Raw genomic sequence first — 794 nt, forward strand, 5'->3', positions numbered from 1 at the left:
AATATAAAATACTGGTTTACAGTATTTAACAAGGTGAGTGTTTACTCGAATCAACTATGGACTATCGACTAAATACTTCTAACTACGCTTTTTGTAAATAACTGAAAATCAGTGTGATAAAAAAGTGTGGTTACTTGTGGAACAAGGTATACCTAGAACCTTGCACCTAGTCCCTAGAACCTTGTCGGGGCTATGGACTATTGAAAACATCTAATATGTTCAAAATGGCTAAAGTAGAGCTTACAATTAAGTACTAGGAGGCTATACCTTTCGGAGAAATTTCATTAGGATGGCTCCAACGAACACTATGATAAAGATATAGAATAAAACTTTGGCGATTCCAGCAATGCTAGCGGCGATTCCACCAAATCCAAGTACAGCAGAAACAAGGGCTAAAATAAGTAAAGTAACAATTAATCTGATCATAAAATTAGAAGTTGTAGTGTGGTTAATAAATTGACTGTGTATGGTTGACACTCAATTCAAAAGATTGAGAGATTTCAAAGCGCCAGATCAGGCGCTTACGACGAGGCTAAACCCTCCGGACGAATTTCATGAGCAAGGCTGCAACAAAAACACCAATAAGAAGGTAGAATAAAGCTTTAGCAATTCCAGCAATACCAGCGGCGATTCCACCAAATCCGAGTACAGCAGACACAAGGGCTAGAATGAGTATAGTAATAATTATTCTGATCATAAAATATAAGGTTATGTTGAAGTAGTGGTTAATAAATTGATTGTATACGGTTGTTTGAGTGATTTCAAAGAGCCAGAACAGGCGCTTATGACAAGGC

The 794-nt window shown here is 37.2% G+C and carries 2 protein-coding genes; both read right to left on the reverse strand.

All coding sequences use genetic code 11. The annotated features are described in order from the left end of the window. Positions 1 to 261: 261 nt before the first annotated feature. Positions 262 to 426, reverse strand: a complete 165-nt coding sequence (locus tag Q0954_RS34155) for a DUF1328 domain-containing protein (RefSeq protein WP_299466625.1) — start codon at positions 424 to 426, stop codon at positions 262 to 264. Positions 427 to 532: 106 nt separating this feature from the next. Then, complete coding sequence (locus Q0954_RS35120; protein WP_366916779.1) at positions 533 to 697, reverse strand: DUF1328 family protein; 165 nt, start codon at positions 695 to 697, stop codon at positions 533 to 535. Positions 698 to 794: the final 97 nt, after the last annotated feature.

The sequence above is a fragment of the uncultured Microscilla sp. genome, from assembly GCF_947493425.1.
GTDB lineage: Bacteria > Bacteroidota > Bacteroidia > Cytophagales > Microscillaceae > Microscilla.